Raw genomic sequence first — 21,790 nt, forward strand, 5'->3', positions numbered from 1 at the left:
GCGTTTTTTTTGCCGTGCGGCGTGATTATCCGATCTCTTCAGGCGGCCTAAGCACAAAACGCTGGGACCGTAGTGCCGGAGCGTCAGGCAACCATCAAACTGACAATGCCCTAGTGTCGATAGGTTGCCTTGGGTTTGTAATGTCCGGCGTCCGCCTTGTCGAACAGGGCGTCCACCTGCGGGTGGCGAATCGGGCTATCGCTGTCATCGGACACGAGGTTCTGTTCGGAAACATATGCGACATATTCGGTGTCGTCGTTCTCGGCGAAGAGATGATAGAAGGGCTGGTCCTTGCTTGGCCGAATTTCCGGCGGGATGGCATTCCACCATTCCTCGGTGTTGGCATATTCCGGATCGACGTCAAAAATGACGCCGCGGAACGGGAAGACCCGGTGGCGAACCACCTGTCCGATCTCAAATTTCGCGTTTCTTTGTTTCATGACGCAACACATCCTTTCAGACAATAATCTGGGTTGCCGCGTGCGGAACATCAATAGGTCTGCGGTGAACCGTTCTTTAGGGGCATTGCAAATGAAAAGGCGGGCTTCAAGTGAGGCCCGCCTTTTCCATTGTCGTAAGCGGACCGGGCATGCCTGCTGACCGGTCCATATTCGTCAGACCGAGTAGTACATGTCGTATTCGACGGGATGGGGCGTCATTTCGAAGCGCATGACTTCCTGCATCTTCAGTTCGATGAACGAGTCGATCTGGTCGTCGTCGAAGACGCCGCCGGCTGTCAGGAACTTGCGATCCTTGTCGAGGCTTTCGAGCGCTTCGCGCAAGCTGCCGCAAACGGTCGGGATCTTCTTCAGTTCCTTCGGCGGCAGGTCATAGAGGTCCTTGTCCATCGCCTTGCCGGGATGAAGCTTGTTCTTGATGCCGTCGAGGCCGGCCATCAGCATGGCGGCGAAGGCGAGGTAGGGGTTTGCGCTCGGATCCGGGAAGCGGACTTCGACGCGCTTGGCCTTCGGGTTGCTGCCGAACGGGATACGGCACGAAGCCGAGCGGTTGCGGGCCGAATAGGCGAGCAGAACCGGCGCTTCATAGCCCGGGACGAGACGCTTGTAGGAGTTCGTCGACGGGTTGGTGAAGGCGTTGAGGGCCTTGGCGTGCTTGATGATGCCGCCGATGAAGTAGAGGCAGGTCTCCGAAAGCCCGGCATATTCGTCGCCGGCAAAGGTCGGCTTGCCGTCCTTCCAGATCGACAGGTGGACGTGCATGCCGGAACCGTTGTCGCCGAAGACGGGCTTCGGCATGAAGGTTGCGGTCTTGCCGTAGGCATTGGCAACCTGGTGCACGACGTATTTGTAGATCTGCATCTTGTCGGCGTTGCGAACGAGCGCATCGAACTTGACGCCAAGCTCGTGCTGGGCGGCGGCCACTTCGTGGTGATGCTTTTCAACCGTGACGCCCATTTCGGCAAGCACGGTCAGCATTTCAGAGCGCATGTCCTGGCAGCTGTCGATCGGCGGTACCGGGAAGTAGCCGCCCTTGATGCGCGGACGATGGCCGAGGTTGCCGGTCTCGTATTCGGTGTCGTCGTTGGACGGCAGTTCGGACGAATCGAGCTTGAAGCCGGTGTTGTACGGGTCGGCCTTGTACTTCACGTCGTCGAACACGAAGAATTCTGCTTCCGGACCAACGAAGACCGTATCGCCGATGCCGGAGGCCTTGAGATAGGCTTCCGCCTTCTTCGCCGTGCCGCGCGGATCGCGGTTGTAGGATTCGCCGGAAACCGGATCGAGAATATCGCAGAGAATGACCATGGTCGACTGAGCGAAGAATGGGTCCATGTGAGCCGTTTCCGGATCGGGCATCAGCACCATGTCGGACTCGTTGATGGCCTTCCAACCGGAGATCGAGGAGCCGTCGAACATGACGCCGTCGGCGAACATGTCTTCGTCGACGCAGACGACGTCCATCGTCACGTGCTGCAGCTTGCCCTTCGGGTCCGTAAAGCGCAGGTCGACGAACTTGACGTCGTTGTCCTTGATTTGCTTCAGAACTTCACTCGCAGTCGTCATTTGTTGTAAATCCCTGTTTTGAGATGACGAGGTTTTGAAAAATCGGGGCCGGACGGCCCCCCAGGATCTGATGGCGTGATTAGATGGCGTCGAGGCCGGTTTCGCCGGTGCGGATTCGAATGACTTCTTCCACATTGGACACGAAAATCTTTCCATCACCGATGCGGCCGGTCTGCGCGGCATTGCGAATGGCCTCGATGACGGCCTCTGCGTTTTCGTCCGCCAGCACCACTTCGACCTTTACCTTCGGCAGGAAGTCCACCACATATTCGGCGCCCCTGTAGAGCTCCGTGTGTCCCTTCTGTCGTCCGAAGCCCTTGGCTTCCGTGACGGTTATCCCCTGCAGGCCGACTTCCTGAAGGGCTTCCTTCACTTCGTCGAGCTTGAAGGGTTTTATGATCGCTTCGATCTTTTTCATGAGAAAATGTCTCTCCGCTTCTCCCTTTAAAGCAGGTTCATGCCCGCTCGCCCTCCAATATGCACGTAGCGTGCCAGTTTTGTCGCAGAATAAAACCCCGGATAGTGAATTTTCACAGCTTGATCGGGGGCGGGCGGGATTGCGCCATGCCTTTCCGGTCATTCTGCCTATTTTTTATGAAGTTTCGAGGTTTGGTGCCGGTAATCGTGCTGCGCCAGACGCCACAAGCACGTTATTTGAGCACCAATAATGTGCAAATGCATAAAAAATACTCAACTCGTTTATTCTAGCGCCTTCTTGCTTTGGGCGCCTCGGCGCGGTTAGATCTGCTTCATGCTTGAGGCGCTCCAAGACGTTCTGGTGACACCCGCCGAAATGATGGCGATCGACAAAGCGGCCGCCGATTCGGGCATCGATAGCTTCACTCTGATGCGTTCAGCCGGAATGGCGGTGTCGGCGGCGGCCTTGCGGCTCTTTCCGGAAGCACTTCGCTTCGTCGTGCTTTGCGGACCTGGCAACAATGGCGGCGATGGCTATGTTGCCGCGTCTGCGCTCGCGGACAGCGGCGCCGATGTGGCCGTGTTTGCGCTTGGCAAGCCGGAGGCATTGAAAGGGGACGCGGCGCGAGCGCAGCGCGCCTGTTCACTCGCGGTGCAGCCGCTCATCGCTTACGAGCCGCAACCTGGTGACGTTGTCATCGATGCCTTGTTCGGGGCAGGGCTTGCCCGCGATCTGCCGGAAGAGGCGTATAAGACTATCGAGCGGGTGAGCGAGAGCCGAATACCGGTAGTCGCGGTTGATCTGCCCTCGGGCGTGGACGGGCGCACGGGAGAGGTGCGCGGTACGAGCTTCACTGCCGCACATACGGTCACGTTCATAGCCAGGAAACCCGGCCATCTTCTCATGCCCGGGCGCGTCCGTTGCGGCGCCCTGGAGGTATTCGACATCGGTATTCCGGCGCGGCTGGTCAGCGAGCGGGCCGGCGACCTGCGGCTCAATACACCAGCCGCGTGGGGGTCGCACGCCAGCGCTCTTGATCCGGCCACGCACAAGTACCGACGGGGCCATCTGGGTGTGCTTTCGGGCGGTTCGCTCTCGACTGGCGCAGCACGCCTGTCGGCCGCCGCCGGCCTCGCAGCGGGTGCCGGCCTGGTGACGCTTGCATCGCCGGCGGAAGCGCTTGCCGCCAATGCGTCCCACCTTACGGCGGTGATGCTCCGGGAAATTCGGAACACGGAAGACCTTGCCGCATGGCTCAAGGACAAGCGGGTGAACGCATTCGTGCTCGGACCGGGCTTTGGTGTCGGCAAGAAGACGAGGGACTTTGCCCTGACGCTTTGCGATCGGGCCCTGGTTCTCGATGCCGACGGGATGACGTCTTTCGAGAAGGCAAGGGCCGAACTCTTCGAACGAGCAGCCAACAGCGGGGGGCGACTGGTGATGACGCCGCACGAGGGCGAGTTCGCACGGTTGTTCCCCGAGATCGCCGCGGATGCTGCGCGGTCCAAGATTGAAAAGGCGCAAGCGGCTGCGCGACTGAGCCACGCGGTCATCGTCTACAAGGGACCCGACACGGTTGTCGCCGCTCCATCAGGGCGTGCTGTCGTCAATGCCAATGCTCCGCCATCACTCGCCACCGCAGGATCGGGTGATGTCCTTGCCGGTATGGTCGGCGCTCATCTGGCACAGGGCATGCCGGCCTTCGAGGCTGCCGCCGCCGCTGTCTGGCGCCACGGAGAGGCCGGCACGCGCGCAGGTCGCGGCATGACGGCGGAGACACTCATCAAGAACATCCCGCCGCTTCCGTAACTTACACTCTACGCAGCATCAGCCGCGCGTGCCCTTGGCGATCGGCTCCTGGTAGGTGAAGCCCATGTCCCACGGGAAATAGATCCAGGTATCCTGGCTCACCTCGGTCACGAAGGTGTCGACGAGCGGGCGTCCCTTCGGCTTGGCATAGACGGCGGCGAAATGGGCTTTAGGCAGCATTGCGCGCACTTCGGCGGCGGTCTTGCCGGTGTCCGTCAGATCGTCGACGATCAGCACGCCTTCGCCGCCGTCCCTGGCGATTTCCGGGGATATACCCTTGAGGACCTTCATCTGTCCCTGCGTGTCATAGTCGTGATAGGAGGCGATGCAGACGGTCTCGATCATGCGGATGTTGAGTTCGCGGGAGACGATTGCCGCCGGAACGAGGCCCCCGCGGGTGATGCAGACCATCGCACGCCATTCCTGTCGGTTGTCGGCCAGCCGCCACGCGAGCGCGCGGGCGTCGCGGTGGAACTGGTCCCAGGTTACTGGAAAGGCTTTATCTGGAAGAGACATGTGCGGGCTCCGGCTTCTCGTCGAACACAGGTTGCGAAGTGCGGCGGCAGACCATGGGATCGCAGAGCGCGCTTCGTTACGATTTGAGTATGCAATACTGAAAATGAAGCCCGGAGCGCAAGGGCCGGACAGGCTTGTCCGGAAATCCCTTCCGCCGCTCGTTGGCTTTGTCGAACGCTGGACAACGGATGCCCGCTAGCGGGCGCCGGTGATTGTCTCGATCATCGCGATGACATCGGCTTCGGCGGCGGCGAGCACGTCAGCATCGCGAGCACGGATGACGATATCGGTCGAGAAGCTCTTGCCATCGAATTTGGGGTAGGAACCGATGCTCGTTTCCGGATGCCGTTTTTGAACTTCCGTCAAAGGTCCGCCGATATCACCTTCGCCATAGGGCGAGCGGACCGTGCGTGACAGCACCGGCGTGCCCGTCTGGAGGCTGGGCAGCAAGCTGTCGAGCATCGCCTGAAAGACCTGCGGCACGCCGGCCATGACGTAAACATTGTCGATCCTGAAGCCGGGCGCCGTCGAAACCGGATTGGAGATATGGACGGCGCCGACCGGCATGCGCGCCATGCGCCTACGCGCATCGGTAAACTCCATGCCGCGTCGTTCATACATGGCGCCAAGCAGCGACATTGCTTCCGGGTCGTAGACGCACTCGACTCCGAACGCCCTAGAGATGGCGTCGGCGGTGATGTCATCGTGCGTCGGCCCGATGCCGCCGGATGTGAAGACATGGTCATAACGCCCACGCAAGGCGTTGACCGCGCCCACAATTGCCGCCTCGTCATCCGCGACGATGCGAACCTCCCGCAGGTCGATACCGATCATGCTCAGCATCTCCGCCAGATGGCAGATATTCTTGTCCTTCGTCCGGCCGGAGAGGAGTTCATCGCCAATGGCGAGCATGGCGGCGGTGACGATCCTTGCAGTGGTCATTGGGGCTCCCGCGTTGTTGGTGATCGTCCAGTGCGATCTCGTCACTGTTTGAAGATAGCTTGACAGTCTGTCGACCGCCGACGTTCTGGCGACGACATGCGTTTTGATAAATCCTGCCTGCGGCCACGATCAAGCTGAATTGTCTGACATCGAAGGAGTAACAGTCAACGATACTAGGTCTGATCCCGACGTTGATGCATCTCGGCATGATCGTCGTCGGTCTTCCCTATGCATTCGAGGGCCAGATGGGGCTGGACGAAATCAAGGGCGGATCTCCCTATGGCGCCTCGACGATCACCGGTGGCGACGGTTCGCGCCAGCCGTCGGCAGTCGAACTCGAAGCCGCCCGTTATCAAGGCGCGCACGTCGCGAAGATCGCTGCGAAACTTGCGTCCTGACAGGTCTGGTTCGAAAACTGCTGGCGCGGTCCGGCGGGACCGCGCCTTGAAGTTCTATCAAGGCTTCAAAAGGCGGCCAAAATCATCGCAAAAGTGGCCTAGCGGCGTTTTTTTGTGCTAACATTCTACCCGTTCGGCATGCAAATGCCATTGATGAGGAGGAAGAAGGAGGACCGTGCGGCAACGGTCCGCCGGGGGCAGACACTGTCCCAGGAAATCCAGGGGAGTGAAGAATGGCGCGGATCACTTATTCGATCGTTCCACACGACGGAGGCTGGGCCTATAAGGCAGCCGACGCGTATTCAGAATCCTTTCCCAGTCGCGAGATGGCACTGGCGGCCGCAAAGGTCGCAGCGGCCGAACAGCAAGTCGGCGGCGACGACGAGGAAATCAGCTTCCAGGATGAAAAGGGAAATTGGCATTTCGAACACGCTGATGGGGGAGATCGACCTGAAGCAACCGTCGAGGATGGCTGATGATGCTTGAAGGGGCAGTTGGGTCTGAGCGTATTCGCCCCTGACGACGCCGTCCCCGTACGCGATGACTACGCGACGGAGGATTTTCAATGCATTATAACGTTCAGATCTTCACCTGGACCGCACGCTTGGGCGTTCATCAGGTCGGATCGGTCATCGAAGTCGACGCGCCCAATCCGAAAGCAGCGGCGGTTTCGCTGCTTGGGTTGCGGCTGGACGATACCGGAAAATCGTCGAAACTAGCGGTTAGAGTCTGGCGCAGAGAAGACGGCTACAAAGCCGATTGCGATTGTTTTTACTATCACTGACCCTGAATCTCGTCTCGAGATTTCGTGAGGTCGCGTAAGCCTGCCGCCTCCCGCCATTCGTACCGAGCGAATGACCGGGCATTTTGCACGCGCCTGCGGCGCACCGGGTTAACTTTCCGCAGGATTCTGAAAGAACGAGATCGGGCTCAGCATCGTCGTCTCCTTTTCCGACGGCAGGATTATAGGAGCCGCTGCTGTCAGTTTCTGTCAGCATTCTGTGGCCAAGGCAAAACGATCCAGGCGAACTGCTCGCCCATGAAGCCTCTTATCTCGCTTGCGAGAATAATCGCGCAACATATTGATGAAGCGAAATATTAGTCTTTGAAAGCGGTATCGATCCCGGCTGACGATTTGCGATTTGTTGCCGAGAACAGGGTCTTCCAGATCGTGCGCCGGCCAAGCGTTTGTTGATGATGCAATTCCGCCTGGCGTGCCGCGATGGCGCTTGCAAAGGCTTCCTTCACCGCATCGATGCGACGGCGCTTTTCGTCCCATTCGTCGCGGTTGTGCCGGGTTTCCGCCATCACACGGTTCTCCTGGCCTCGCGGGATCTCACGAACGAGCGGCCGGCCATGAGAAGATGGAGCTCATTTGTGGTTCCAGCCTGATAGGCTTCGATCAGCATCCTGCCGTATCTTTGCGCGAAGGCACTGTCGCGCGGCCATCGATGCTCGTTGCAGAGGCGGTCGAACACACGCTGAAGCGTATCCAGGTCTTCTGGAAGCAAAGGCACGTCAGATGACGCTTGCAGTGGACGCACGCCGTTACCCTCTGTCTGCGATGCAAGGACAAATTTTCGAGGCACCTTAGCTTGCCAGCAATGAGCGCCGATTGAACCCCTGGCGAATCAGGGGTTCGCACAATTTTTCGCTTGAGATGATCAGGAGGTATTCGCCCGGGCGTCGGCGAGCGGCGTCAACGACTCGCACAGAGGAGTGTCTGCAGAACCGACGGGCCACTGCGCTGAAAAACATTTCCTTGACTGAATCCCCTAAGTGTTTGATCTAGGCCGCAGGCGGACGTGGCGAAACTGGTAGACGCAAGGGACTTAAAATCCCTCGGTTAACACCGTACGGGTTCGATTCCCGTCGTCCGCACCAAGCTTCCCCCCGCGACCGAGCCGCCATCAGCCTGCAATTGTGCGCAGTACCGTCTCAAGCTGACCAAGCTCTGCGATTTCGTGAAAACGCGGATGGTCTTCCGGTTTCTCGTAATGTTCGAACGACCAGGTGAGGGCGTGCGGGACGTAGACGCCCCAGCTGCCGGCTGCGAGGGCAGGGACGATGTCGGACTTTAGTGAATTACCGACCATGAGGCTCCGTGACGGGCCGTCGCCGTGTTGGGAGAATATCCGCTCATAGGTCGACATCGTCTTGTCGCTGACGATCTCGATGGCGGCGAAGAAGTCGCCGAGGCCGGAGGCGGCAAGCTTTCGTTCCTGATCGAAGAGGTCGCCCTTGGTAATCATGATCAGGCGAAAGCGTCCGGCGAGAGCTTCGAGTGTCTCCTGGACATTTGGCAGCGGTTCGACAGGATGGCCAAGCATTTCCCGTCCGGCGGCCAGGATTTCGGCAATGACGGACGGCGGCAGGTTGCCGCCGGTTACCTCGAGCGCCGTCTCGATCATCGACAGGGTGAAACCCTTGATGCCGAAGCCGTAGAGACCGAGATTGCGCTTTTCGGCTGCGAGCAATCTCGCAGGCAGCTCCTCGGGGTCGGTGTGGTCCCGCAGCAATTCGGCGAAGCGCGCTTCTGTCAGGCGGTAGAACTGTTCGTTCTGCCACAGCGTATCGTCGGCATCGAAACCGATTGTCGTAATTCTGTTCGGCATGGGCCTATTGTGCGGCGATCTTGAAGGGCTGGTCGACAGTTGCGCTCTTGCCGCTGTTGATATCATTGAAATGGAAGCGCAGGACGTAGTCGCCGGCGGGGGCGCCAGTCACGTCGATCGTCAGGGTCGAGTATATTTCCTGGTTGCGCAGGTAGCCCGTGAAGGTGAAATCGCCGAATGCCTTCTGGCTGGCGAGGATCTCGCCCTTTGGATTGAGGATGTCAAAATCCACCGTGAAACGCGTCTGGATCTTGCCCTTGGCGCTCGCTTCCTTCCAGGTGAGCCCAACCGGCTCGACGTAGGATACGATTGCTTCTCCGGCCTTGAAGGTCGGATCGGCTTTGGGCTCGTACATGGCGTAGCCCGCTGGCTCGGCCGTGACGAAGACCGCCTTGCCGATCGCGAACGGAAGCGTCTGGGAAAAATCGCTCACTGCCTGCCGGAGGGTCTCCCGGGCACCTGCCGCGTCTCCCGAGGTCGCCTGCTGTTCCGCTTTCGTGGCGGCATCAGAAAGTGGACCGGCCAGGACTGCCCTGTCGGTCGTCGCAACGATCGCGGCAGCCACTGTTGCAAGCAAGAGCAGGTGTTTCGGCATCGAGTTCCTCCCCTGTGCCCATTGCCTCAAGACTTTCGGTATTTGCCACGCCAAGTCAAGGCATTGCCAAGTCGATGCTAATCAAGGCACTCAGTGCTTCCAGAACACCGGGGTCAGGATGACGAGAACGGTCAGCACCTCGAGGCGTCCGAGCAGCATCATCAGCGATAAAAGGTAGAGTTCGGGATCCTCGAGCGTCGAGAAGTTGCCAGCGGGACCGATAATGCTGCCGAGGCCGGGACCTACATTGGAGAGGCAGGTGATGACGGCGGAGACCGCCGTGATCAGATCATAGCCGAGCGCCCCCATCACCAGACTGCCGAAAACCCAAAGCAGAATATAGGTTATGAAGAACAGTAAGATGGCGCGCTGCGTATCCGCATCCACGGTGTTATTACCGTAGCGTACCGCATAGATCGCATTGGGATAGACGAGCTTGTTCAACCCGGAGCGGATCGCGTTGAAGAGCACGACAAAACGATAGGCCTTGATGCCGCCGGCAGTCGAGCCGGAACAACCACCCATGAAGGTGGCGATAAACGCGGTCATGACGACGAACGGCCCCCAAAGACTATAGTCTTCGCTCGCATAGCCGCTGGTCGAAAGGATCGACGTGACATTGAAGAAGGAGTGTGCCAGCGCCAGATGAAATTCGACGCCGTTTGCAAGCCGATGATAGACGGCGACGGCCACCGAAAACGCGGTGAGATAGCCGAGGAAAACGCTGATTTGCGGGTCGCGGAGCGCGTCAAGGCGCCCACGGACGACAAGCACGATCAGGATGGAGAAGGGCAGGCTGCAGAGCGTCATGAAGAAGGTGCTGGTCCATAGCAGTGGAATGCTGCCGAAATAGCCAAATGATGCATCATGGGTTGAAAAGCCACCGGTGGCGACGGTCGACATTGCGTGATTGATCGCATCGAAGCGGTTCATGCCGGTCACGCTGTAGCCGATCGCGCAGAGCAGCGTGATCGTCACATAGATCGCGAGAAAGGCGCGGCTGAAGCTTGCGATGCGGGCGAATGGCTTGTCGCCCGTGTCGGAGGACTCCATCTTGAAGAAGGACATGCCGCCGACGCGCAAGTAGGGAATGATGAAGAGGCCGAGAACGACGATCCCGATGCCGCCGAGCCAGCAAAGAAGCGAGCGCCAGAGCAGCAGGCCAGGTGGTGCATTGTCGAGCCCGACAATGACGGTCGAGCCGGTGGTCGTAACCGCGGAAACGGATTCGAAGAGCGCTTGAGCGAAATCAAGGTCGAGCGAGGAGAGCCAGAGCGGGATTGCACCGACGACGGAGAAAACGAGCCAGAGCAGGTTGACCAGAAGAAAGCCGAATTTCTTCGAGAACGGCGGAGGTCCGGCACGGGTCGCCATGAAAGTCGCCGCTGACAGGCCGCCGGTCAGGAAGGCCGTTACGGCGAAGATCTGCCAGTCCGCATGTCCGAAATAGAGGTCGACCATGGCCGGGACCAGCATCGCGGCGGAAAGATAGAGGCCGAGGATCGCCGCAATGTGGACAGCGTGCCGGAACAGGGTTGCATTCAAGCTTCGATTTCCCGGAAACAATTGTCGGAACGACCGCATGTTCGGCCAGTGCCGCGGCCATAGTGGCTTGCTCGATCGATTCGTGTCAAATCGATGGCCTCGCGCCATGCAATGTGCCATAGCGTCAGGCATCGGCAAACGCAACGGATAAAGCCTACGTGATGAAGCAGGATGTTGAAAGTGCAGCGCTCGCGCTCCGTGAGATCTTTCCGGCGACGCCGCTACAACTCAACGATCACCTCAGTGCCCGCTACGGCGCGACCGTCTTCCTGAAGCGCGAGGACCTCTCGCCCGTGCGCTCCTACAAGATCCGCGGCGCCTTCAATTTCTTTCGTAAGGCGCTTGCCGCAGGAGCGGCCGGGAAGACCTTCGTCTGCGCCTCCGCGGGAAATCATGCGCAGGGCTTTGCTTTTGTCTGCCGTCATTTCAGCGTTCCAGGCGTCGTCTTCATGCCGGTGACCACACCACAGCAGAAGATAGACAAAACCCGCATGTTTGGTGGCGAGTTCATCACGATCCGTCTCGTGGGCGACATTTTCGATCATTGCTATAAGGCCGCGCGCGACCACGTCGACGCGATCGGCGGCGTTATGGTGCCTCCATTCGACCATGCGGATATCATCGAAGGGCAGGCGACTGTTGCCGCTGAAATTGCCGAGCAACTGCCAGGGGGCGTCGTTCCCGATCTCGTCGCCTTGCCGGTCGGCGGCGGCGGGCTATCCGCCGGCGTCACGGGCTATTTCGCTGACACGCTTTCTGCTGATCGTTTCGTATTTTGCGAGCCGGCGGGAGCGCCGAGTCTGAGGCGGAGCCTGGAGACCGGTGGCGTGGTCACGCTCGACCAGGTGGATAACTTCGTCGATGGCGCGGCTGTCGCGCGCGTTGGCGATCTAAACTTCGCCGCGCTGCACGCTTTTGCGCCTGAGCAAGTGATGTTGCTGCCAGAGAACGCGATCTGCCTGACGATCATAGATATGTTGAACGTCGAGGGGGTGGTTCTGGAGCCGGCCGGCGCGCTTTCCATCACGGCGCTGGAGACTCTCGGGCGCGAGCGGCTGGAAGGCAAGACGGTGGTTGCCGTCGTATCCGGAGGCAATTTCGACTTCGAGCGTCTTCCCGATGTCAAGGAGCGGGCGATGCGGCATGCCGGGCTCAAGAAATATTTCATCCTGCGCATGGCCCAGCGCCCCGGTGCGCTGCGCGATTTCCTCAATTTGCTTGGCGACGAGGATGATATCGCGCGGTTCGAGTATTTGAAGAAGTCGGCGCGCAACTTCGGTTCGGTCCTCATAGGAATAGAGACCAGGCACGCAGAGAACTTCCCGGCCCTAAAGGCGCGGTTCGATGCGGCTGGTCTGCGCTACCAGGACATTACCGAGAATGAGATTCTTGCAAATCTCGTCATTTGATCTGCGCGTCGAGCAGGTGGACGGCATCGCCGCGCACTTAGCCTTTGACAGCGCCAGCGGCCACGGCTAACTGTGGAGCATGGCATCGTTTTTCTCGAAATTGTTCGGCTTCTCCGGTAGCTCCGAAAAGCAGGCGGAACAGGCCGCCGGCAAGACGGAATCCTACGGGGATTGCTTGATCCGCGCAACTCCCATGCGGGAGGGGCCTCAGTTTCGCTTGGCAGGCAGCATCGAACGTGCAATGCCTGATGCCGGCGTGAAGGTGCGCACCTTCATTCGCGCCGATCTCTTCGCCTCCGAACAGGATGCTATCGATGCGGCCCTGCGAAAGGGAAGGCAGATCATCGACGAGCAACGCGCCTTGCTTTTCAACGACGACTCGCCATCCAGGCCGGTGTAACGCCAAGCCGCAAAATCTCACTCATCGGTGAATATCCGCCCCTAGCGTCGGCTTAGAGCGCTTTTCTCAGAGTTTGGATTAGCTTCCGCCTCCGGCGACAAGACATGGCGCACGAGATAGGCCGGCTTCCTCGCGATAAAGAGCGTGTCCGATCCGCCTCCACGTTCAGCGTCTCAAAGCCTGATGCGGAATCGGGCGAACCCCTCAGTGCCTTCGCCGGCTTCTTCGATCGTCACGGCTTTCACCTGCGAAAGGAACTGTCTTGCCTTGGGGCCGCTGTCGAAAACCACGCTCGTGTCGTTGAGCGGCGCAAAGCTCCAGTTCGCGTCTGCCGAAGGGTTGATCGTTCCCTGCTCGACAATATAGCGGACGATGACGTCGCGGTTGGTGTCGGGCGCGACAAAGATCACTTTGTCGGAGGCGATATCCGGGAAGTTGCCGCCACCGCCGGCACGATAGTTGTTGGTCACCACGACGAATTTCTGCGCGGGATCGATCGGCTTGCCGTCGAATTGCAGGTTCTGGATGCGGCTTGCCGAGGCATCTGCAAGCTTGCCGTCCTTATCGAACTTTGCCGGCTGCGAGAGGTCGATCTGATAAGTGACGCCGTCGATCACGTCGAAGTTGTAGGACGGGAAGCCCGCGTTCATCAGTTCTGCGTCTACCGATCCGAATGCAACCTGATTGAAGACACCGGCCGACATTTCAAGCCAATTGCGCACTTGCTCGCCATTGATGACGACCGCTTGAACCGTATTTGGATAGAGGTAGAGATCGGCGACGTTTTTGATGGCGATGTCGCCCGCCGGCACATCGGTATAGTAGTCGGCACCACCGCGACCACCTGCCTTGAAGGGAGCCGCCGCCGACAATACCGGCAGATCCTTGTGCTCCGTGTCCTTGAGCATGCCGCGGATGTACCAGGTCTGCGCCTGACTGACGATCTGGACCGACGGGTCGTCGGCGACAAGAGCGAAGTAGGAATAGAGCGGGGCCGAGGTCTTGCCGACCGGCGTACGGACATAGGCGAGCGTCGCCTCATGGTCTTTTTGGGCCGCCGCCAGAACCTCTGCCTTGTCACCGACTTGGGCGATTACCTTTTTCTCTTCCCTCCGATAGATCGGACGTGCCTCGCTGGTCGAACTGATCACGCGCCAGCGGCCGCCGTCGCGCTCGATGAGCAGGTCGATCAGGCCGAGATGCGAGCCCCAGAAGCCGCCCATGACACCCGGCTTGCCGGAAATCAACCCTTTCGCGTTGTCGACACCGGCAAAGCCCTCGAATTTCGGCCCGGGAAAGTCGAGGTGGCTGTGACCGGTCACGATCGCGTCGACACCGTCGATCGCAGCCAGCGGCACCGATGCATTTTCAAGGTTTTCGGCATAGTTCTGCTGACCGATTCCGGAGTGAGAAAGCGCGACGACGATGTCGGCGCCTTCCTCGCGCATCTGCGGAATCCACGCCTCCGCCGCCTTGACGATGTCGCGTGTGTTCGCCTTGCCTTCAAGGTTCTTCGCATCCCAGGTCATGATCTGCGGTGGGACGAACCCGACCAGGCCGATACGAATTGCGTGTTCCTGGCCGGCACCATCCTTCACCTTGCGGTCGAGAATGACATAGGGCTTGAGGAAGAGCGCATCCTGACGGGCGTTCGCCGCAAGCGCGCCCTTGGTCAGGTTGGCACAGACGATCGGAAAATTGGCGCCGTTCAGCACGTTGAACATGAAGTCCAGGCCGTAGTTGAACTCGTGGTTGCCAAGCGTGCCGCAATCGTAGCCGAGCACGTTCATCGCGGCGATGATCGGATGCATGTCGCCTTCCTTCATGCCGCGCTTGTAGGCGATGTAATCGCCCATCGGATTCCCCTGAAGGAAGTCGCCGTTGTCGACGAGAATGGCGTTTGTTGCCTCGGCGCGGATCGTATCGATGATGGAGGCGGTGCGTGCAAGGCCCACAGTGTCGTTCGGCTTGTCGCCGTAATAGTCGTAGGGAAAGACGTGCACGTGCAGGTCGGTCGTTTCCATGATGCGCAGATGTGCCTGGTTGGCTTTGGCCTGGGCGGAAAACGGATGAAGCATCGCGAGAGCGGACGAGGCAGCGAGCCCGCCGAGCAGGGAACGGCGCGAAATTGGGTGAAGAGCGGTCATCGATGGCATCGCGGTCTCCATGTTGAAAGAGTTCTCCGAGTGCGCAGTGGCAACCTCCGGCAACGTCCTGGTTTGCAGGCGACTATGGCGGAAGGTGCCCGCAAGGCAAAGCGGCGGATTCTTGCATATTGGCCACGGTGTTGGCGGGCATGAGTAAAGTTTTCTTCAAAGTTTCTTCCTAAGAGACTGGCGAGCGAAAACGGAAATCTCGTGCGCATGCCAAACGCCAATCTCATTCTCTTTGTCGGCGAGGCGCTGGTCTATGTAGCGGCAATGATCTGGCTGCTGCATTTGCGCGGGCGCCTGGGGCTTGGTGTTTTCGTGGCGGCGCTCGGCGTCATGCATTTCATCGAGACCTATCTCGCCGCCGTTTTCTATGTTCAACTTCCGTTCGGAGTGATCTCCCCCGGCTCCGCCGTGTTCTTTTCCGGCAAGCTCATGATGATCCTGCTCCTCTATGTGAAGGAGGATGCAGCGACGGTTCGTCAGCCTATCTACGGATTGCTCGCCGGTAACTTTCTGACGGTGGCATTAAGCTTGCTGCTCAGGCTGCATGACACTGTTGCCATCGTGCCCAATCGCGTCGCCGACATCGCTTTCATCGACGAGATGGGATGGCTGATGGTATGGGGCACGACGCTTCTCTATTTCGACTCCTTGGTCATCATCCTGCTTTACGAGAGGCTCGGGCGCTGGCTTCGTCGGTTTGTCACGGCAAGGTTCCTGATCTGCGGCGTCGTGGTCCTGACGCTCGATCAACTGGGATTTTATGCGGCGCTGCATTGGGTGAACGATGCGCCGGCGGACGTGTTCTGGGGCGGCTGGATGGCGAAGATGTTGGCCGCGCCGTTTTATGCGATTGCCATCGGGCTTTATCTCAATGCATCGCGCCACCCGTTTTTGGCGATCTCCGATCGGCCGCTTGGCGATGTCTTCAATGATCTGACCTTCCGGGAACGCTACGAGGATCTGCTGTCGCGCTCCGGCCAGGACACGTTGACCGGTGCACTCGATCGAAGCCGCTTCGAGGCCGAGGGGCAGCAGATGCTGCGCGATGCTGCCGCGAAGAACACGCCGGTCAGTCTGATGATCATCGATGTCGATCACTTCAAGAGCGTCAATGATCGCTTCGGGCACATCGAGGGCGATCATGTCCTGCAGAATCTGGTCGCAACGGTAAAGGCGACAATCAGGCCGACCGACCGCCTGTTCCGCTACGGTGGCGAAGAATTCGTCGTCCTGTGCTCGGGGCTCGCCTATCCGGACGCGCTTTCGCGCGCCGAGGAGATACGGCTCGCGGTTTCCGGCCGCGTGACGACGCCGAATGGGGCTCCGGTGACCGCCAGCATCGGCCTGTCATCGGCATTCGGAGATGGAAACGGCATTCGCGAGTTGTTGTCGCAGGCGGACTTGCGTCTCTATGCCGCCAAGAGTGGTGGCCGCAACCGAGTGGTCGGACGATAATCGGGGCCAGCGAGCCACGCCGAGGACGCTCAAATGCCGACATTCGGCCGGTCGATAACCTCGCGAAGCGAGAAGCTGGAATTGATCTTCACTACATGCGGCAGGGCCGACAGCCAGTCGCGGTGGATCCGCTCGTAATCCTCGAGGTCTTTTGCCGCGACGCGCAGGATGTAGTCGTATTCTCCCGACATCAAATAACAGACCAGCACATTGGGGCAGAGTTTTACCGCCGCCTCGAATTCGGCAAGCGTCTTGGCGAACTGGCCCGAAAGCGAGATGTGCACGATGACCATGATCTTGTAGTCGAGAGCCTTGTGCGCGATCCGGGCGTGATAGCCGCTGATCGTGCCCGATTTCTCGAGAATATCGACCCGGCGGGAGCAGGCAGAGGGGGAAAGGCCGACCTTCGCGGCGAGATCCGCATTGGATATCCTGCCGTTCTGCTGGAGGATACGCAGAATCGCATGATCAATGGTGTCGAGCGCGCTCATTCGAGATTTCCCTCACGATGGCATTCAATTACGCAATAATATTCGAAAGCAATGCGTTACCGGGCCTCTCTTTGCAAGGACATTCGCCGTCCCATCTGTTTTGCTGAGCTTGTCATCAATGCGGCGGAAAGCCCACAGACAGGAGAGGAACGCGAAGATGCGTGTCGGTTGCCCGAAGGAAATCAAAAACCATGAATACCGTGTAGGTCTGACGCCCGGATCGGTGCGGGAATATGTCGCCCATGGTCACGAGGTGATCGTCGAAACCAAGGCCGGGGCAGGGATCGGGGCAGACGACGACACCTACCGCGCCGCGGGCGCGCGGATCGTTTCGACGGCGAAGGAGGTGTTCGAAAAGGCGGACATGGTCGTCAAGGTCAAGGAACCGCAGCCTTCCGAATGGGCCCAGCTGCGCGAGGGCCAAATTCTCTACACATATTTGCATCTGGCGCCGGATCCCGAGCAGACCAAAGGCTTGCTCAACTCGGGCGTTACCGCAGTCGCCTACGAGACCGTGACCGATGAGCGCGGCGGATTGCCGCTGCTTGCGCCGATGTCGGAGGTGGCTGGACGGCTTGCCATCCAGGCCGGCGCGACCTCGCTTCAAAAGGCGAACGGCGGCCGTGGTATTCTCCTCGGCGGTGTGCCTGGCGTGCTCCCGGCCAAGGTCTCGATCATCGGCGGTGGTGTTGTCGGCCTGCACGCCGCAAAGATGGCCGTTGGTCTCGGTGCAGATGTCTCGATCCTCGATCGCTCCATCCCGCGCCTCCGTCAGCTCGACGACATCTTCAACGGCCGCATTCACACCCGGTTCTCAACGATCGATGCTCTTGAAGAGGAAGTCTTTTCCGCTGATCTGGTCATCGGCGCCGTACTCATCCCCGGTGCTGCCGCCCCCAAGCTCGTCACACGCGAAATGCTTTCCGGTATGAAGAAGGGCGCGGTTATCGTCGATGTCGCCATCGATCAGGGCGGTTGCTTCGAGACGTCGCATGCGACGACGCATTCCGATCCGACCTATGAGGTGGATGGCGTCGTGCATTATTGCGTCGCGAACATGCCGGGCGCGGTGCCGGTGACCTCGGCACAGGCCTTGAACAATGCCACGCTTTACTACGGATTACAGCTCGCCGACCGTGGTCTCAAGGCAATCGCCGAAGACCGCCACCTGCGTGCCGGTCTCAACGTCCACAAGGGCCGCGTGACGAACAGGCCAGTAGCAGAGGCGCTCGGCTACGATGCCCACGCGCCCGAGGCCGTTCTCAACGTCGCCTGACGCGATCACTTTGCAGGCCCGGCGTCCAAGGCGCCGGGCCCCATTGCATGTTTCCTCAAGTCACGGCCGCTTTAAGTTACTGCAACATCCTTTGCACGTCTGATAGACGCGCGGCGCCGTAGGCTCAGGCGATCTCGACACGGCATTGATAACAGTTGTACTTGGCGGAACGCACATGCACGTAGGCAACTTCCGCCCGGGCCAGCAAGTCTTCGGCGCGCTCTGCCAGCCTCTCCACCGCAACGAGGCCGCCGGTGCCATAGACGATGCGGTCGTCGCTCCCATATCCCCGCAGCAAATAGTCCTTGCTGGATGCGAGGATCGGCGGCAGCGAGTTTCCGTCATGTGCCTGGCATTCGTCGGCATGCAGAAAGATCGGCCCGGTTTCCGCGTAAGCTTGCACTGACGGGAAGGGTCGATACGCCAGAACAAGGTAGGGCTGGCCGCGATCGACGTTACGCAGACAATGCCGGCAGGGAACGCCAGTCCCATCCGAAATGCGTCGCTCGGGCGGGTTGCCGTAGGCGTCTGGGCCGTTGCCGCGCAGTCGTTCGGCATCGTCGTCAGGCATCGGGATGTAGCGCAGGGCCATGGCGGTTCTCCTCGTCGAAAACAATCGTGGAGGAACGGAATGCGCTGTTTCGCGTCGTTTCGACACCCGAAACTTGCCCGTTGCTGTTCTCTTGAAGCGGCTCGCTTCAAGAGAAGAAACATGCCGCAATTCACCTGCAAAGACGCGCGGCGCCGTTAGAGCTTTCTTGCCAAGGCAAGCAGTTCGGCGTCAGTCAACGGTTCGACAGTTGCCTCCCGCGTCGCGACCGGAGAAAAACCGAACTGCTGATAGAGCTGGAGGGCGCGCGGATGATCGAGATTGTTCGTCGTCACCTTGACCTTGCGCGGGTTCATCGCCCAGGCCGCCAGCAACGTCTGCAGCAGGAACCATTTGCCGAGGCCGAGGCCGAGCGCGTGTTCCATGAGGCCGAAATGCGTGAGTTCGATAACCTCGTCTGCGCGTTCGTGCAGCTCGAAGAAGCCGGCCGGTGCACCGTCGACGTAGAGTACCGTGAGCGTTGTTGCCTTGTTGTGGAGCAAACCCGCCAGTTCCTCGTCGCTCATCCGCAGGCGTTCGGTCCAGTGCCAGCGTTTGCCGACGCGAAGGTAGAGGAAGCGGTAGTAGGCGAGCGGGATTTCCGATACGCGCAACATGGCCGTGTGTATGTTGACCGGCATCGGCAGGCTTTGTTTCGGCGGTGACGTCATTTCGAGTTCGGTCACATGCGCCGTGATGGCTGCAGGTTTCGATCCTTGCATGGCACTTACTCTCTGCCGGTCGCTACGGGCGTGTCGGGCCGTCCGCCCCATTCCGACCAGGAGCCATCATAGAGCGTATTGTCCGTATGCCCCAGCGATTGAAGGGCGAGTGTTATGATCGCAGCCGTGACGCCGGAGCCGCAAGTGGTGACGACGGGCTTCGTCAGGTCGACGCCGGCATCCGCAAAGGTCTGGCGCAAGGCATCAAGGTCCTTGAACTTGCCTCCCTCGGAAAAGACGCCGGACGGCAGGCTCTTAGCTCCGGGCATATGTCCCGAACGCAGGCCGGCGCGCGGCTCCGGCTCCTCGCCCGTGAAGCGGCCTGCGCCGCGCGCATCGGCAATCTGCGCGAGCCGCGTCTCCACGACTGCCTTCATACTCTCGAAGGAGGTGACGGCGGCCGCGTTGAACGTGGCGTTGAAAACGCGTGGCGTCGGGTTGGGGATCTCCCTGGTCGTCGGCCGTCCCTCTGCCTTCCAGCCGTCCATGCCGCCATCGAGAACGAAGACGTGCTTTGCGCCCATGATCCGGAACATCCACCAGACACGCGGCGCGGTGAGGATGCCCGGCCCGTCGTAAACGACGATCGTGTCGTTCTCACCAATGCCCATGGCACCGACAGCTTGCGCGAAAACTTGCGGCGAGGGGAGGGTATGCGGCAGTCCGCTCGACTGATCGGCGATCGCGTCTTGGTCGAAGAATATGGCGCCAGGAATGTGCGCCGCTTCGTATTCTGCCTTCGGGTCTCGGTTCTGCGCCGGCAGGTACCAGGCTGCGTCGAGGACTTTCACCGATGGGTCGCCGAGACGCTGTTGGAGCCAGTCGGCGGAAACGACAAAAGCACTCTTGTTCTCGTTGTTGTTCATTGTCGTCACTCCAGAGATTCAAACAGCCGCACGATCTTCGGGCGTTCCGAAGCGTATCCGAAAACGCCGATTCTCCTTACCCTTCTTTTCGATCTTGGCGATGTGAATCGCTCCTATTTCCTGGGTCTCGGACACGTGCGTGCCGCCGCAGGGCTGGCTGTCGACGGCGGAATCCTTGCCAATGCAGACGAGGCTCACTCGTCCGAGGCCCATCGGCGGACGGACGTTTTTCGATTTGACGATGCCCGGATTGGCGGCGAGCTCCTCGTCCGTGATCCATTGCACGTAAACGCGATGGTTCTCCTCGACCAGCTTCATGAGCGCAGCCGTCACCTGATTCTTGTCGATCGTTTCGCTCATGTCGAAGTCGACGCGGCTTTCGTCCTCGCCGACGGCGGCGCCCGTAATCGGGAACGGGCAGACGACGGACAGCAGGTGGCAGGCAGTATGCATGCGCATCAATCGGTACCGCCGCGGCCAGTCGATATGCAGGACAAGCTTTTCCCCGATCGCCGGCGAAGGCTGGCCCTCCGCCGGGACATGGACGATCACGTCCTTGGTGGCGCCGTGCCGGGTGCCCGCAATCGCGATTCGGCTTCCGTCGTTACGCTCGAGAAAGCCGGTATCGCCCGGCTGTCCGCCGGAGGTGGCGTAGAAGCAGGTCTGGTCAAGCTCGATCCCGCCGTCCTCGAGAATTCCGGTCACGCTTGCTTCGCAGGTCGAGAGGTAGAAATCTTCACGGAAGAGGGCGGTAACGAACTTGGTCATCGCGAATCTTATCCAACTGGCTCGTATGGCACGGTGATGTTCGAAGCGGTCTTCAGCCAGGTTGGGACCGGCAGTCCCTTGGAAGTCAGAAAGTCCGGGTTGAAGAGCTTGGACTGATAGCGGTTACCATAGTCGCAAAGAATCGTCACGATCGTGTGGCCGGGACCGAGCTCCTTGGCGAGCCGGACCGCGCCAGCAATGTTGATGCCGGTCGAACCGCCGACACAGATCCCCTCCTTTTCGATCAGGTCGAAGACATAGGGCACGGCTTCCGAATCGGGAATCTGATAGGCGAAGTCCGGCGTGAATCCTTCCAGGTTGGCGGTGATGCGGCCCTGGCCGATGCCCTCGGTGATCGAGCTCCCGCTCGCCTTGAGCTCGCCATGCGCATAGTAATTGTAAAGTGCGGCCCCTTCCGGATCGGCAATACCGATCTTGATCGCGGGATTTTTGGCACGCAGCCCTTGAGCCACGCCGGCGAGCGTGCCTCCGGAGCCCACTGCGCAGATGAAACCGTCGACCTTGCCGTCTGTGTCACGCCAGATCTCCGGCGCAGTCGTTTCCACATGCGCGTCACGGTTCGCGACGTTGTCGAACTGGTTCGCCCAGATCGCGCCGTTCGGTTCCGTCTTGGCAAGTTCGGCGGCCAGCCGGCCCGAAATCTTCACGTAGTTGTTTGGATTTTTGTACGGCACCGCAGGAACTTCGACCAGCTCGGCACCCATCAGTCGCAACGCGTCCTTCTTTTCCTGGCTCTGCGTTTCGGGAATGACGATGACCGTGCGGTATCCGAGCG

Annotated in this window: 24 protein-coding genes, 1 tRNA gene and 1 pseudogene; 9 read left to right on the plus strand and 17 right to left on the minus strand. The window is 59.9% G+C overall.

Annotated elements, in window-relative coordinates:
• Positions 1-110: 110 nt before the first annotated feature.
• The 3 genes from hspQ to QN219_RS04555 form a co-directional block, all read right to left on the minus strand.
• On the minus strand, positions 111-440 hold the full coding sequence (gene hspQ, locus QN219_RS04545; RefSeq protein ID WP_283998328.1) for a heat shock protein HspQ: 330 nt from the start codon (positions 438-440) through the stop codon (positions 111-113).
• Between the two features lie 174 nt (positions 441-614).
• The gene (glnA, locus tag QN219_RS04550) at positions 615-2,024 is read right to left on the minus strand and encodes a type I glutamate--ammonia ligase (protein WP_173512932.1); all 1,410 of its coding nucleotides are present in this window, start codon (positions 2,022-2,024) and stop codon (positions 615-617) included.
• Positions 2,025-2,103: 79 nt separating this feature from the next.
• Positions 2,104-2,442: a P-II family nitrogen regulator gene (locus tag QN219_RS04555; RefSeq protein ID WP_003528058.1), complete on the minus strand. Its 339-nt coding sequence runs from the start codon at positions 2,440-2,442 to the stop codon at positions 2,104-2,106.
• Positions 2,443-2,775: 333 nt separating this feature from the next.
• Here QN219_RS04555 and QN219_RS04560 point away from each other — a divergent pair, with 333 nt between their 5' ends.
• A complete protein-coding gene (locus tag QN219_RS04560; RefSeq protein ID WP_283998330.1) occupies positions 2,776-4,251 on the plus strand; it encodes an NAD(P)H-hydrate dehydratase in 1,476 nt (491 codons plus the stop codon).
• 18 nt (positions 4,252-4,269) lie between these two features.
• Here QN219_RS04560 and gpt read toward each other — a convergent pair whose 3' ends face one another.
• Entirely contained in the window at positions 4,270-4,767 is a 498-nt protein-coding gene (gpt, locus tag QN219_RS04565; RefSeq protein WP_283998332.1) for a xanthine phosphoribosyltransferase, read from the minus strand.
• A gap of 195 nt (positions 4,768-4,962) precedes the next feature.
• Positions 4,963-5,709 carry a competence/damage-inducible protein A gene (locus QN219_RS04570; protein WP_283998334.1) on the minus strand — a complete coding sequence of 249 codons (747 nt, stop codon included), beginning with the start codon at positions 5,707-5,709 and terminating at the stop codon, positions 4,963-4,965.
• A 161-nt stretch (positions 5,710-5,870) separates the two neighbouring features.
• Here QN219_RS04570 and QN219_RS04575 point away from each other — a divergent pair.
• The 3 genes and pseudogenes from QN219_RS04575 to QN219_RS04585 all read left to right on the plus strand — a co-directional run.
• A pseudogene (locus tag QN219_RS04575) lies at positions 5,871-6,107 on the plus strand (NAD(P)H:quinone oxidoreductase); the annotation flags it as partial.
• A gap of 233 nt (positions 6,108-6,340) precedes the next feature.
• On the plus strand, positions 6,341-6,583 hold the full coding sequence (locus tag QN219_RS04580) for a DUF2188 domain-containing protein (RefSeq protein ID WP_283998335.1): 243 nt from the start codon (positions 6,341-6,343) through the stop codon (positions 6,581-6,583).
• Between the two features lie 89 nt (positions 6,584-6,672).
• The gene (locus QN219_RS04585; protein ID WP_283998337.1) at positions 6,673-6,891 is read left to right on the plus strand and encodes a hypothetical protein; all 219 of its coding nucleotides are present in this window, start codon (positions 6,673-6,675) and stop codon (positions 6,889-6,891) included.
• A 314-nt stretch (positions 6,892-7,205) separates the two neighbouring features.
• Here QN219_RS04585 and QN219_RS04590 read toward each other — a convergent pair whose 3' ends face one another.
• Complete coding sequence (locus QN219_RS04590; RefSeq protein ID WP_283998339.1) at positions 7,206-7,415, minus strand: hypothetical protein; 210 nt, start codon at positions 7,413-7,415, stop codon at positions 7,206-7,208.
• A complete protein-coding gene (locus QN219_RS33935; protein ID WP_309486544.1) occupies positions 7,415-7,651 on the minus strand; it encodes a hypothetical protein in 237 nt (78 codons plus the stop codon). The genes QN219_RS04590 and QN219_RS33935 overlap by 1 nt, the downstream gene beginning before the upstream one ends.
• Positions 7,652-7,906: 255 nt before the next feature.
• On the opposite strand from QN219_RS33935, the gene QN219_RS04595 reads away from it, so the two are divergent.
• Positions 7,907-7,991, plus strand: a tRNA-Leu gene (locus QN219_RS04595).
• Positions 7,992-8,017: 26 nt separating this feature from the next.
• Here the strand turns inward: QN219_RS04595 and QN219_RS04600 are convergent.
• The 3 genes from QN219_RS04600 to QN219_RS04610 all read right to left on the minus strand — a co-directional run bounded on the left by QN219_RS04600 (position 8,018) and on the right by QN219_RS04610 (position 10,862).
• Positions 8,018-8,722 carry an HAD family hydrolase gene (locus tag QN219_RS04600; protein WP_283998341.1) on the minus strand — a complete coding sequence of 235 codons (705 nt, stop codon included), beginning with the start codon at positions 8,720-8,722 and terminating at the stop codon, positions 8,018-8,020.
• Positions 8,723-8,726: 4 nt separating this feature from the next.
• On the minus strand, positions 8,727-9,317 hold the full coding sequence (locus QN219_RS04605; protein WP_283998343.1) for a hypothetical protein: 591 nt from the start codon (positions 9,315-9,317) through the stop codon (positions 8,727-8,729).
• Between the two features lie 90 nt (positions 9,318-9,407).
• On the minus strand, positions 9,408-10,862 hold the full coding sequence (locus QN219_RS04610) for a TrkH family potassium uptake protein (protein WP_283998345.1): 1,455 nt from the start codon (positions 10,860-10,862) through the stop codon (positions 9,408-9,410).
• Positions 10,863-11,023: 161 nt separating this feature from the next.
• On the opposite strand from QN219_RS04610, the gene ilvA reads away from it, so the two are divergent.
• Both ilvA and QN219_RS04620 read left to right on the plus strand, forming a co-directional pair.
• Positions 11,024-12,271 (plus strand): threonine ammonia-lyase, encoded by a 1,248-nt coding sequence (gene ilvA / locus QN219_RS04615; RefSeq protein WP_283998347.1) that lies wholly within the window; start codon positions 11,024-11,026, stop codon positions 12,269-12,271.
• Between the two features lie 79 nt (positions 12,272-12,350).
• On the plus strand, positions 12,351-12,671 hold the full coding sequence (locus tag QN219_RS04620; RefSeq protein ID WP_283998349.1) for an HlyU family transcriptional regulator: 321 nt from the start codon (positions 12,351-12,353) through the stop codon (positions 12,669-12,671).
• A gap of 173 nt (positions 12,672-12,844) precedes the next feature.
• On the opposite strand, the gene QN219_RS04625 is transcribed toward QN219_RS04620, so the two are convergent.
• Positions 12,845-14,818, minus strand: coding sequence for a bifunctional 2',3'-cyclic-nucleotide 2'-phosphodiesterase/3'-nucleotidase (locus QN219_RS04625; RefSeq protein WP_283998915.1), 1,974 nt, complete (start codon positions 14,816-14,818; stop codon positions 12,845-12,847).
• A gap of 216 nt (positions 14,819-15,034) precedes the next feature.
• Here QN219_RS04625 and QN219_RS04630 point away from each other — a divergent pair, with 216 nt between their 5' ends.
• Positions 15,035-16,282 carry a GGDEF domain-containing protein gene (locus QN219_RS04630; protein ID WP_283998351.1) on the plus strand — a complete coding sequence of 416 codons (1,248 nt, stop codon included), beginning with the start codon at positions 15,035-15,037 and terminating at the stop codon, positions 16,280-16,282.
• Between the two features lie 29 nt (positions 16,283-16,311).
• Here the strand turns inward: QN219_RS04630 and QN219_RS04635 are convergent, their stop codons facing one another.
• Positions 16,312-16,773: an Lrp/AsnC family transcriptional regulator gene (locus QN219_RS04635; protein ID WP_283998354.1), complete on the minus strand. Its 462-nt coding sequence runs from the start codon at positions 16,771-16,773 to the stop codon at positions 16,312-16,314.
• A gap of 157 nt (positions 16,774-16,930) precedes the next feature.
• On the opposite strand from QN219_RS04635, the gene ald reads away from it, so the two are divergent.
• Positions 16,931-18,049, plus strand: coding sequence for an alanine dehydrogenase (ald, locus tag QN219_RS04640; RefSeq protein ID WP_283998356.1), 1,119 nt, complete (start codon positions 16,931-16,933; stop codon positions 18,047-18,049).
• Positions 18,050-18,173: 124 nt separating this feature from the next.
• On the opposite strand, the gene QN219_RS04645 is transcribed toward ald, so the two are convergent.
• The 5 genes from QN219_RS04645 to QN219_RS04665 all read right to left on the minus strand — a co-directional run.
• Positions 18,174-18,641 (minus strand): DUF1203 domain-containing protein, encoded by a 468-nt coding sequence (locus QN219_RS04645; protein ID WP_283998358.1) that lies wholly within the window; start codon positions 18,639-18,641, stop codon positions 18,174-18,176.
• A gap of 155 nt (positions 18,642-18,796) precedes the next feature.
• The gene (locus tag QN219_RS04650) at positions 18,797-19,360 is read right to left on the minus strand and encodes a GNAT family N-acetyltransferase (RefSeq protein ID WP_283998360.1); all 564 of its coding nucleotides are present in this window, start codon (positions 19,358-19,360) and stop codon (positions 18,797-18,799) included.
• Between the two features lie 5 nt (positions 19,361-19,365).
• Positions 19,366-20,226 (minus strand): 3-mercaptopyruvate sulfurtransferase, encoded by an 861-nt coding sequence (gene sseA / locus QN219_RS04655; RefSeq protein WP_283998363.1) that lies wholly within the window; start codon positions 20,224-20,226, stop codon positions 19,366-19,368.
• 18 nt (positions 20,227-20,244) lie between these two features.
• On the minus strand, positions 20,245-20,994 hold the full coding sequence (locus QN219_RS04660; protein ID WP_283998365.1) for an alanyl-tRNA editing protein: 750 nt from the start codon (positions 20,992-20,994) through the stop codon (positions 20,245-20,247).
• Positions 20,995-21,002: 8 nt separating this feature from the next.
• Positions 21,003-21,790, minus strand: a 788-nt coding sequence (locus tag QN219_RS04665) for a cysteine synthase A (RefSeq protein WP_283998367.1), incomplete at its 5' end; no start/stop codon positions are given.

The sequence above is a fragment of the Sinorhizobium sp. 8-89 genome (assembly GCF_030124325.1).
Classification (GTDB): domain Bacteria; phylum Pseudomonadota; class Alphaproteobacteria; order Rhizobiales; family Rhizobiaceae; genus Sinorhizobium.

Bases quoted from the DNA above. Each gene is read 5' to 3' on its own strand.
- hspQ (WP_283998328.1), bottom strand. From the start codon at position 440: ATGAAACAAAGAAACGCGAAATTTGAGATCGGACAGGTGGTTCGCCAC.
- glnA (WP_173512932.1), bottom strand. From the start codon at position 2,024: ATGACGACTGCGAGTGAAGTTCTGAAGCAAATCAAGGACAACGACGTC.
- QN219_RS04555 (WP_003528058.1), bottom strand. From the start codon at position 2,442: ATGAAAAAGATCGAAGCGATCATAAAACCCTTCAAGCTCGACGAAGTG.
- QN219_RS04560 (WP_283998330.1), top strand. From the start codon at position 2,776: ATGCTTGAGGCGCTCCAAGACGTTCTGGTGACACCCGCCGAAATGATG.
- gpt (WP_283998332.1), bottom strand. From the start codon at position 4,767: ATGTCTCTTCCAGATAAAGCCTTTCCAGTAACCTGGGACCAGTTCCAC.
- QN219_RS04570 (WP_283998334.1), bottom strand. From the start codon at position 5,709: ATGACCACTGCAAGGATCGTCACCGCCGCCATGCTCGCCATTGGCGAT.
- QN219_RS04580 (WP_283998335.1), top strand. From the start codon at position 6,341: ATGGCGCGGATCACTTATTCGATCGTTCCACACGACGGAGGCTGGGCC.
- QN219_RS04585 (WP_283998337.1), top strand. From the start codon at position 6,673: ATGCATTATAACGTTCAGATCTTCACCTGGACCGCACGCTTGGGCGTT.
- QN219_RS04590 (WP_283998339.1), bottom strand. From the start codon at position 7,415: ATGGCGGAAACCCGGCACAACCGCGACGAATGGGACGAAAAGCGCCGT.
- QN219_RS04600 (WP_283998341.1), bottom strand. From the start codon at position 8,722: ATGCCGAACAGAATTACGACAATCGGTTTCGATGCCGACGATACGCTG.
- QN219_RS04605 (WP_283998343.1), bottom strand. From the start codon at position 9,317: ATGCCGAAACACCTGCTCTTGCTTGCAACAGTGGCTGCCGCGATCGTT.
- ilvA (WP_283998347.1), top strand. From the start codon at position 11,024: ATGAAGCAGGATGTTGAAAGTGCAGCGCTCGCGCTCCGTGAGATCTTT.
- QN219_RS04620 (WP_283998349.1), top strand. From the start codon at position 12,351: ATGGCATCGTTTTTCTCGAAATTGTTCGGCTTCTCCGGTAGCTCCGAA.
- QN219_RS04625 (WP_283998915.1), bottom strand. From the start codon at position 14,818: ATGACCGCTCTTCACCCAATTTCGCGCCGTTCCCTGCTCGGCGGGCTC.
- QN219_RS04630 (WP_283998351.1), top strand. From the start codon at position 15,035: ATGCCAAACGCCAATCTCATTCTCTTTGTCGGCGAGGCGCTGGTCTAT.
- QN219_RS04635 (WP_283998354.1), bottom strand. From the start codon at position 16,773: ATGAGCGCGCTCGACACCATTGATCATGCGATTCTGCGTATCCTCCAG.
- ald (WP_283998356.1), top strand. From the start codon at position 16,931: ATGCGTGTCGGTTGCCCGAAGGAAATCAAAAACCATGAATACCGTGTA.
- QN219_RS04645 (WP_283998358.1), bottom strand. From the start codon at position 18,641: ATGGCCCTGCGCTACATCCCGATGCCTGACGACGATGCCGAACGACTG.
- QN219_RS04650 (WP_283998360.1), bottom strand. From the start codon at position 19,360: ATGCAAGGATCGAAACCTGCAGCCATCACGGCGCATGTGACCGAACTC.
- sseA (WP_283998363.1), bottom strand. From the start codon at position 20,226: ATGAACAACAACGAGAACAAGAGTGCTTTTGTCGTTTCCGCCGACTGG.
- QN219_RS04660 (WP_283998365.1), bottom strand. From the start codon at position 20,994: ATGACCAAGTTCGTTACCGCCCTCTTCCGTGAAGATTTCTACCTCTCG.